We start from the raw sequence: 7979 nt of genomic DNA, 5'->3' as shown, positions 1-7979 counted from the left end.
AAAGCATCTACCATCTTGGTGTCTATGATATATCCATAACCTTCCACATTATAAGGTATTCCATAGTTGGTCCCATTTCCAGAAGACAACCGCATGCCTTGTGGAATACTTTCTGCAAGCTCACGCATTTCCGGAGTCGATGCTTCCCGCAGATCCTTTAAAAATCCTCCCTCTTCCCATTCCGGCACTGTTTCTGCATTTACCGAATAAATCGCCGGTTTGTTATAGGAATTCATATCCGCTCTTAAAAGGTCTATACCATCCGTGGTACCAATCGAAAAGACTTTAATTTTCTGACCCGTCTCATCTCCATAGGCCTTGCATACTTTTTCAAGTGCATCTGCATTTTCACTTTTTACATTGAAAATGTAAAAATCATAATCTTTCCCGCCGCATCCGGTAAGCAGTCCCATACATAATAACAACGTGGCTCCCAACAAAAATTTTCTTTTCATGTCCTTCTCCTTTTCTTCTGGGTGAAACATGTTTCATAATTGTTATAAAAATATGTTATGGATGATTTTCGTTCGCCATAACATATTTAAATTCCCATTCCATCATTTTCATATACTGAAATATAGCATAATTTATATCTTTTTTACTTCTTTCATTCGCTTTTTCATAGTAATGAAACATGTTTCTTATGTATTTCATACTACACTCATTTTAGAGCTCTGTCAATATATTTAGGTGGTTTCCTTCTGTTTCATCGTTATACACAAAATCATTGTATCCGTTTTAGTACATTTGACTGAATTGCCCTCCCACCCTCACGTACCACACAAGTACGGATCACATACGTTCAAATATGATTCCACACAGCTCAAAGTGGCTCCCACACAATGATTTTGTAATCACATCGTCGTATCTCCTTTTACCAGGGAAACTTTTAATTCATAGCGGTTCTTCTTAGGTGTCTTCCCTGCCAGCAATGTTTCCAATACAGCAATCGCCTGTTTTGCAATTTCTTTAATCGGCTGTCTGACTGTGGTTATATCAATTAAATTCATATTCACCACATAAGTTCCATCATAGCTCACCGCGCAGAAATCCTCTGGAATTCGTTTCCCAAGCTGTACTGCAGCTTTCAAAAATGCCGTACAGGGCATGTCTGCAGACATCATGCCGTCTATCTCCGGGAATTCCTGCAAAATTGTTTTCGCCATATTCAGATATCCCTCAAAGTCAAAATCATTCCAGCGGACAGACATGCTTCTGCAGGCGATTCCATGTTCTTTTAGTACCCGCTCCAACTCTTCGTGGCATTCAAAAGATAGAACCTTTTTCTTTGACTCTCCGCAGATATGAATTACAGACTTACATCCGCTGGCGATTAACGCTTTTGCGGCAAGCCGCCCTCCCAGACCGTGATTGGAAGCAACCACCGGAATTTGCTGGTTTACCTGATAATCCAGCATCACCAGGGGCTTTTGAAAAGATTCATACTCACTGTCATCCAGACTGTTTACCCCCATAATCACACCATCCACAATATTGGATTTCAGCATATTCATGTACTCCTGCTCCCGTTCCAAATCATCGTCCGTACTACAGAGCATGAGCTTATATCCGATTTCATAAAGTTCTTTTTCCATATACCCTGCAAGGCTGGAAAAAAACGGATGCCGGATATTAGGCACTAACATGGCAATGATTCCTGCCCGCTGGCGAAACATTCCCCTGGCAAGTTCATTGGGAATATAATTTAATTCTTTCATCGCCTGCTCGATCTTCAATTTCGTCTCAGGCGCCACATAGGCGGTACCATTTAACACCCTGGAAACCGTACACGCCGCCACATTTGCTCTTTTAGCCACATCACGAATACTCGCCATAATTAACAACTCCTTATGAAATATGTTTCATTCATTTTAGCACGGGCTGTAAAATATGTAAACAGAATTTAATAGAGGCGCTATCCTACTGCAAAAGTCAAGTGATGGTGGCGGACCAGGACAGGTGATTGGAAGGCTTCACACCGAACTGGTATTTTAACCTTTCCAGGCACCTGTCCTGGTCCGCCCCCTGCTCTTTCCCAAATGCAGTTTATTAATATAAAGCGTTCGCTGTAATACTTTACGAAAACCTTTCTCCCATCTATACCGTTTTCACTACAAATGTGTGTACGGAATGCGCCGGAATCCCAGCAGAAAATTGCCCATCGGAACAGATGCAGGTAAATTCCCGGTCACGATCCATACTGTTCAGCAGGGTAATGACCACTTCTCCGTCGGGATTTTCAAATGCAACTGCATTGGATGTCCAGCACCCGCTGGTTCGGATAACTCTGGCACCGGGTTTTACAAAGTGAGAAAAATGTTTCATCAGGTAAAATTCCGGCTGTAAGGTAAGTTTCCCTGTCTCCGGGTTCACCGTTGCCAGGGAATTCTGAGACCATCCCCAGGTAGAGACTCCCCCTTCTGGCAATGCCATATTCCAGTATGTATAACGCTCTGCACCATGGCGGAAATAATACCACATCTGCATGAAAATATACTCCGCCTGTTCCCATTCATTCAATCCGTCCCCGCACTCACTTTCGGTCTGCATGATATGCATTTGGGGATAACTGGCTTCTATCTGCTCCAGCTGATGTTTGCCGCCCCACTGTACGCCCACGCCTTTTATATATTTTCTGGCTTCCTTGTCTGACAGTATGGTGTTGGCAAATTGATCATAGAATTCATGATAGGGTGCTCCATTTCCGGGCCATCTGAAATCCACAAACGGTCCGTTAATGGTTCCCAGCCAGATCTGGGTATCCAGACCGCTCTTTTCAAACTCCGGTCCTAAATATCCTTTGATAAAATCCCGCATATCGGAACCATACCAGAGACAGGATGGGAATTTCTGATCCGCCATAGGTTCGTTCTGAACATGAACCATATTCACAGGAACCCCCTGTTCTCCATATGCTTTTACAAACTTTACAAAATATCTGGCATAGGCATCCAGCACTTTTTCTTCCATTCGAATTCGTCCATAATTGTAAGCCTTTTTTGTTTTCATCCAGACCGGAGGACTCCAGGGCGATGCAAAAAGACTTAAATCCTTACAATACTTCTGTGCTGCTTTAATAAATGGCAGCGTATATTCTTTATCCCGCTCAATATTGAAATCCTTCAGATCATAATCCCCATCGGTATCATCACAGCTATACCATTCAAGGCTGAAGTCATTAGCGCCAATGGGAACTCTTCCCATATTGAAAGCACAGCCCTCCTCTCCATATAACTCTTTGATAAACGCTTCCGCAGTAACTTTATCTGTTTTTTTCAGAGCGTCCCAACCAAGCTCGTTAAAGCAGCCTCCAAATCCCAGCACTTTCTGTCGGTAGTCCGCCGTAAGCATAAGGGTATCTTCACTTTTGACCGTATGGGACACCTGTGCTTCTTTCCAATAATCACTTTCCCGGCTCATTACATGGGTTATATTTTTCATGATTCGCTTCTCCTTTCCATTATCCATTTTTCTATTTTGATAATCCTAATATAACAATTATCTACTGCATTGAGTAGGTGCAAAGCAAACGAAAAAACAGGTCGATTTTAACTTTTAAAATCGGCCTGTTCCCGTACTGCCTGATGAGATACGTTTTCTTAGCTCTTTTGGCGTACAGCCATAGGCATTTTTAAACATTCTCATAAACAATTTGTAGTTGTAGAAATGGTTTTTTTCCAGGAGATCTTTGATGCAGTAATCGGTATGCAGCAATTCGTTATGGAATCTTTCCATGCGGACTGTATTCAGATATTCCAGAAAGGTAATTCCTGTCTGCTGTTTAAAAAAACGGGAGAAATAAACCTGATTTAAACCTACTGCAGCTGCGATATCATGCAGCATAACTTCTTCCTGGTAATGGGCATTCACATAATCCATAATCTGACGCATCCGAAGCTGATTCTTCTGTGACTTTACCAAGTTTGCTTCATCTTTTCGACTGGAAAAAGAATGGATACAGATGTACAGCAGTTCAAATACCAGGCTGTAGCAGTGAAAAACGTAACCCTCTTCCTTATTCTCATAGGCAAAAAGCAGGTCTTGCAGAAGAAAACGGATTCTTGCCAGCTTTGCCTGAATTGTCTCATCTTCTGCACCCGGGTCTGTTGAAAAATGATAGTGAACCACCTCCGGCATAAACTTTTTAATAAATGATACCGGAATCTGCAGTAAAATCGCCTGGTTCCCGCCAATGCATCTGGTGGAATGGATACTCATAGGGTTAATAATTACAAAATCATTCTCCTGAAGGGTAATCATCCGGCTGCTGTCATGCACTTCCAATGTTCCCTTCACCAGAAATACGATCTCAATCCAGTCGTGAAAATGCTTGGGCACCACACTCCCCTCGTCTATGGAGTATTCAAGGTTTATGTCAATTGCGTCATTGGGTTTTATAAATTCGTGAGTACAGGATTCCACAATCTTTTCTCCTTTGCAGGATTACGGATTCTTACTCATAAATCCGCTAATCTCTTTTGCTGCCGTATTCTGCTGTTCTTCCTGAGAAACAGCCGCTTCGCCGTCTCCTTTTTGTTTCCCGTAGCTGCCAAACTGAGCGTGGTTTCCTCCCGCTATCTCGAATTCCTCATGCTCTTTTGGCATCAGTTTCAGACCTGCTTCAAATTTTTCACGATTCATCACCTGATCCATGCTTCCATACATACTGAGCACTTTCAGGCTGCTGCTGCTTAGATCACTTGCCGGATAAGCACCAAGGAGCACAAGTCCTGCCAGCTTATCACTGTTCTTTGCTGCAAACTCTGCTGCCATGGCACCACCCAGAGAATGGCCTCCCACATACCAGTTTTTAATTGTATCATATGTATCCATATATTCCTCTGCAGCATTCATATCAAAGACAGCCAGATTAAACGGCATTTTTACCAGAATGCAGAGATATCCTTCTTTGGCTATAATCTGCATCAGATCCGCATAAGCCGTGTACTCTACTTTTCCGCCCGGATAAAAGATCAGTGCCGTTTCCGGTTTCCGATCGGCTGGCGTAAAAACGTAACTGTTCCCTTTCGGGGTTATATCCACACCTTTGCTGCCGTCAGCCTGCGCCAGCGCTTCTGTTAGAACAGGATGTTCCGCATGATAGTAACTCCCTGTATAAATAAAAAATGCTCCCGCCATAACTGCCAGCACACTCGCCGTTATTATGGCTATTTTTTTCCATAAACTCATCTTCATTTTGGACTTCATTCTTTATGCCTCATTTTCTGATTTCTTATTCAAAATCCGGTGAATCTCATCTCGTATTTCTTTTATTCTTTTATCTTCAAATTCAGGATGGTCTAAAAACCACTTTACATTCAGCGGGGATGGATGGGGAAGCACAAATGCCGGTTTCCCATTCAGCCGCTGATCCTTAAAAATTAAATCTGTGAATTTGCATTTGGGGTAGAAAAATTCTGCCGCATAACGGCCCACCAGGATATAGATCTCGTTATTTACCAGTTCCATTTCCTTCAAAAGCCACTTTCCGGCACATATCTTCGGGGGCTTTCTGTCTCCTCCTCCCGGCGCTTTTCCAGGGAAGCAGTGAGCTACCGAGACAATATAAAAGAAATCCGGGTTATAAAATTCTTCATCCGTTATGCCGTACCAATCATGACGCAGCTTCTGTCCGCTGGCATCGTTAAAGGGCTTCCCGGTTTCATGTACCTTCCTGGACGGCGCCTGGCTGATCTGCATAATTCTGGCATTCACATTTCCAAAGAGAATCGGGCGGGGTTCATAGCCAAACAGATCCTGACAGGTACGGCATTCCTGTATCTGTCTGCGAAGTTCCTGATAATGCTGTTCCTGTGAAATACGGTCTGTATAATCCTGCATGCCTCCCACCCCTTTTCCTGATAAAAGCACCCTTTCGGGTGCTTATACCTGCCTGATTTTTGGATTTACTGCTTCTTCTCTTACATTGTGCGATTGATTTTGATTCTCCGGTTTCACCTTCTGGGTTACACTATTGAATTCTTCCAGATTTTTCTTTTTATTCTGATGTTCCAGCTCTTTTTTATTCATATCATCACCTCAGTATTACTATGGCTGAAGTGTAGGATATTTATTCAGATATTTTGGAAAAATCACAGATCTTTAACCAGATCATAGCTTTCAGCCAGCATTCTTTTGATATCCTTATCCGGAATCGTTCCATCCAGTATCAGCGAATTCCAATACTTTTTATTCATATGAAACCCTGGAACTACGGATGGAAATGCATTTTGCCAGAATGAAATCCATTCCGGACTGCATTTCACATTCACCCAGACTTGCTGGTTTCTTTCATAAATGTATGCAAAACTTTTTTTATTTTTAACACATCTCATGACGGTCCAGTTATCATCATGAAACGGATAATCTTCATATATACCAGGAAATGTCTTACAATACCGGATGATCTCTTCTCTTGTCTCCATTTCTCTCCTTTTAACAACGCTCTTTCACAAATATTCTTCCTGCCTTTTCTGACAAATCCTATTTTCGCACATTTTGACAAATATTTCAAACACTTTATTCAGAAATCATTTCTTCCATGGTATGCCATCCCAATACCGCACATTTTACCCGTGCAGGCATATGGGAAATATCTTTCAGCGCCGCCGCTTCGTCCAATGCCTCCAGTTCTTCTTCCATCGCTTCCCCTTTGATCATTTTCCCAAATAGTTCAGCCAGTTTCAGTGCCTCCTGTTCTTCTTTTCCAATGATTAAATCCAGCATCATATCTGCGGAAGCCTGGGAAATGGCACATCCGGTACCGGTAAATGTCCCGTCTTTGATTATGCCGTCTTCCATTTTTAACTGCAGCAGAATATCATCCCCACAGCTTGGATTAACACCTCTTAACACCTTTGTGGGGTGTTCCATCTCCACCTTATGAGTTGGATGCAGATTGTGTTCATTTAAAATCTCGGTATACAATTCTCTAAGCCCCATATCCAAGCCACCTCCTTACCTGATTCAAGTTTTCCAGAAAAAGATCTATTTCTTCTTCCGTGTTATAAAAATATACGCTGGCTCTCGCCGTTGCATTCAATTCTAAATATTTCATAAGCGGTTCTGCGCAGTGATGCCCTGCCCGGATTGCAATATGTGCAGAATCCATGATGGAAGCAATATCGTGGGGATGAACATCATCTATGGTAAAGGTCAAAATACCGCTGTGTTCTTCCGGATTCTGGGAGCCGATGAGATGTACATGGGGCATTTTATGGATGCCTTCCATTGCCCTGGCAACTAATATCTCTTCTTGTTTCTGGATTTCCTCATATCCTACTTTCTTTATATAACAGACTGCTGCCTCTAATCCCGCTGCCCCCTGTGCATTTACCGTTCCTGCTTCGAATTTATGGGGGAGGGGTGCAAATACCGCATCCTGCTGGCTCACCGAGTCGATCATTTCACCCCCGGTCAAAAACGGAGGCATTTCTTCTAACAGCTGCTTTTTGCCATACAGTACTCCAATTCCCATAGGACCCAGCATTTTATGTCCGGAAAATGCATAGAAATCAGCATCCAGTTCCTGTACATCCACTGCTATGTGGGGAACCGCCTGTGCCCCGTCCACCAATACAACCGCTCCCATTTTATGGGCATAGGAGATGATCTCCTTCACCGGATTTGTGCATCCGATGACATTGGATACATGGGCGATTCCAACCAGTTTCGTGCGTCTGCTGATCTTGCTCTGCACCTCGGTCCAGGGAATTTTCCCATCCCTGCCGCAATACAGATAAACCAGCTTCGCCCCGGTGCGCTTTGCCACCATCTGCCAGGGAAGAAGGTTGCTGTGATGTTCCAGGATGGATACCACGATTTCGTCACCTTCTTTTATATTCGAAAGTCCATAGCTGTATGCTGCCAAGTTAATGGATTCTGTAGTATTTCTGGTAAAAATTATTTCACAATCGTGCCTGGCTCCGATCAGTTCTTTTACGGCAGTCCTTGCCCGTTCATACGTCTCCGTTGCCTGA

Annotated in this window: 10 protein-coding genes; all 10 read right to left on the bottom strand. The window is 43.0% G+C overall.

Annotation, left to right across the window (positions count from 1 at the left end):
• Positions 1-455 (bottom strand): extracellular solute-binding protein (locus ACH2DQ_RS06065; protein WP_395025973.1); only part of this gene is annotated, 455 nt, incomplete at its 3' end.
• A 399-nt stretch (positions 456-854) separates the two neighbouring features.
• The gene (locus ACH2DQ_RS06060; protein ID WP_394913444.1) at positions 855-1835 is read right to left on the bottom strand and encodes a LacI family DNA-binding transcriptional regulator; all 981 of its coding nucleotides are present in this window, start codon (positions 1833-1835) and stop codon (positions 855-857) included.
• 262 nt (positions 1836-2097) lie between these two features.
• Complete coding sequence (locus ACH2DQ_RS06055; RefSeq protein WP_394913443.1) at positions 2098-3441, bottom strand: glycoside hydrolase family 30 beta sandwich domain-containing protein; 1344 nt, start codon at positions 3439-3441, stop codon at positions 2098-2100.
• Positions 3442-3555: 114 nt separating this feature from the next.
• Entirely contained in the window at positions 3556-4422 is an 867-nt protein-coding gene (locus ACH2DQ_RS06050) for a helix-turn-helix domain-containing protein (protein WP_394913442.1), read from the bottom strand.
• Positions 4423-4443: 21 nt separating this feature from the next.
• Positions 4444-5208 carry an alpha/beta fold hydrolase gene (locus tag ACH2DQ_RS06045; RefSeq protein WP_394913441.1) on the bottom strand — a complete coding sequence of 255 codons (765 nt, stop codon included), beginning with the start codon at positions 5206-5208 and terminating at the stop codon, positions 4444-4446.
• Between the two features lie 3 nt (positions 5209-5211).
• Positions 5212-5841 (bottom strand): uracil-DNA glycosylase family protein, encoded by a 630-nt coding sequence (locus ACH2DQ_RS06040; protein WP_394913440.1) that lies wholly within the window; start codon positions 5839-5841, stop codon positions 5212-5214.
• Positions 5842-5883: 42 nt separating this feature from the next.
• Complete coding sequence (locus ACH2DQ_RS06035) at positions 5884-6030, bottom strand: hypothetical protein (protein WP_394913439.1); 147 nt, start codon at positions 6028-6030, stop codon at positions 5884-5886.
• Between the two features lie 62 nt (positions 6031-6092).
• The gene (locus ACH2DQ_RS06030) at positions 6093-6425 is read right to left on the bottom strand and encodes an MmcQ/YjbR family DNA-binding protein (RefSeq protein ID WP_394913438.1); all 333 of its coding nucleotides are present in this window, start codon (positions 6423-6425) and stop codon (positions 6093-6095) included.
• A gap of 94 nt (positions 6426-6519) precedes the next feature.
• The gene (gene sufU, locus ACH2DQ_RS06025; RefSeq protein ID WP_394913437.1) at positions 6520-6942 is read right to left on the bottom strand and encodes a Fe-S cluster assembly sulfur transfer protein SufU; all 423 of its coding nucleotides are present in this window, start codon (positions 6940-6942) and stop codon (positions 6520-6522) included.
• Positions 6932-7979, bottom strand: a 1048-nt coding sequence (locus ACH2DQ_RS06020; protein WP_395025968.1) for an aminotransferase class V-fold PLP-dependent enzyme, incomplete at its 5' end; no start/stop codon positions are given. The genes ACH2DQ_RS06020 and sufU, both read right to left, overlap by 11 nt.

Source organism: Robinsoniella sp. (assembly GCF_034124845.1).
Note: the sequence above shows the minus strand (reverse complement) of the source record. Positions and strands in the feature narration are given on the sequence as shown.